This is a genomic window from Streptomyces sp. WELS2, from assembly GCF_013870595.1.
In the GTDB taxonomy this organism is placed as follows: domain Bacteria; phylum Actinomycetota; class Actinomycetes; order Streptomycetales; family Streptomycetaceae; genus Streptomyces.
In genome coordinates, this window is the sequence record NZ_JACBWZ010001116.1 from 1 (window position 1) to 1721 (window position 1721).

2 protein-coding genes are annotated in these 1721 nt (G+C 74.7%); one reads left to right on the forward strand and one right to left on the reverse strand.

The features are described 5' to 3' along the window. The coding region (locus H5J33_RS34180) for a helix-turn-helix transcriptional regulator (RefSeq protein ID WP_181798547.1) at nt 1-1158 on the forward strand (1158 nt) is incomplete at its 5' end. Nucleotides 1159-1254: 96 nt separating this feature from the next. On the opposite strand, the gene H5J33_RS34185 is transcribed toward H5J33_RS34180, so the two are convergent. Beyond that, nucleotides 1255-1721 (reverse strand): acyl carrier protein (locus H5J33_RS34185; RefSeq protein WP_258565598.1); only part of this gene is annotated, 467 nt, incomplete at its 5' end.

Genomic DNA, 1721 nt, shown 5'->3' on the forward strand with positions numbered 1-1721 from the left:
GTCGCCCAGGCCCTGCAAGGGCACCGGCTCGACCATCTCAACCTCGAACTGGTCGCGATGTCCCTGCTCGCCATCGCCCACGCCGACCGGCCCGCGCTGGCCGCCGACGCCTGCGACGGGCTGCTGGAGCGCGCCGTGGAGCGCCGGGCGACGACCTGGCGGGCCCTGCTCGGCTCCATCCGGGCCGAGATAGCCCTGCTCCAGGGGGATGTGACCACCGCGTCGCGGGGCGCGCTCGACGCGCTCGGCACCCTCGGCGCCCAGAGCTGGGGAGTGCTCATCGGCCTGCCGCTGGCGACGGCCGTCTCCGCGTACACCGCACTCGGCTCCTACGCCGAGGCCGAGGAACTGCTCAGGCACGATGTGCCGGAACCCATGTTCCGTACCGTGTTCGGCATCCAGTACCTGCGGGCCCGCGGCCACCACCACCTCGCCACCGACCGGCCGTTCGCGGCGCTGGGCGACTTCGAGACCTGCGGACGGCTGCTGCGCGAGGGCAACCCGAACCTCCAGAAAGGCATCCCCTGGCGGTCCGACCTGGCCCTGGCCAACCTGCGGATCGGCAAGGCCCGCACGGCCCGCGAGTGGGCCGAGGAACAGCTGCGACTGCCCGGCGGGCACAGCTCCCGGGCCCGGGCCATGGCCCTGCGGCTGCTGGCCGCGACCTGCAAGCCGCACCGCCGGGCCGCGCTGCTGCGGGAGGCGATCGACCTGCTCAAGAGGTGCGGCGACCGCTACGCGCTGGCCCAGGCGTACGCCGACCTGTCCGCCGCGCACTACGAACTCGGCGAGTACGCCCGGGCCCGGCTGGTGGCCCGGCAGGCGGCCCGGGAGGCCGAGGCCTGCCGGATCGAGTCGCCGGTCGACGCGCACCTGCTGGAGGATCCGGTACGGCCCGACGCCGCCGAGTCCGAGGACGGCCAGGCCCTCCTCAGCGACGCCGAGTGCCGGGTCGCCGGGCTGGCCGCGCTCGGCTACACCAACCGCGAGATCAGCACCCGGCTGCACGTCACGATCAGCACGGTGGAGCAGCACCTCACCCGGGTCTACCGCAAGTTGCAGGTGGCCAGCCGTGCGGAACTGCCGTCGAAAATGCTGGAACATCGCATCCCCAAGCTGTCGGACCGCTGGGCCGAGACCCACTCGTCGGCGGGCTGAGCGGTACGGCGTCGTCCCGTCGCCGTCCGGGGAGGGAAACCGCCGCGCGGCCCCACCGGGAGGTCACCGGTGGGGCCGCGTGCCGTGCGGCCGCGGTCAGCCGAAGCTGCCCAGTTCGTCGTCCAGGATGCCGAACAGCTCGTCGGCCGTGGCCGTCTCCAGCCCCGTCCCGCCGGTCTGCCCGGCGCCGTTCTCCCGCCACTCCCCGGTGCCGTCCCAGCGGGCGCTGAGGGTGCGCAGCCGGGCTGCCACCCGGGCGCGCTGCTCCTCGTCCAGCGCGGGCGAGTCCAGCGCGCCGCCCAACACCTCCTCCAGGCGCACCACTTCGGCCTCGATGTCGACCGGGCCGGCGGCGCTCCCGACACCCAGCTCGGCGAAGAGGTGCCGGGCGAGGGCGTCGGAGGTCGGGTAGTCGAAGGTGAGGGTGGTGGACAGCCGCAGCCCGGTGTCCGCGCCGAGCCGGTTGCGCAGTTCCAGCGCGGCCAGCGAGTCCACGCCCAGGTCGCCCAGGGGGCGCTCGGGGTCGACGGCGCCGGCGGAGCCGTGCCCGAGGACGTCGGCGA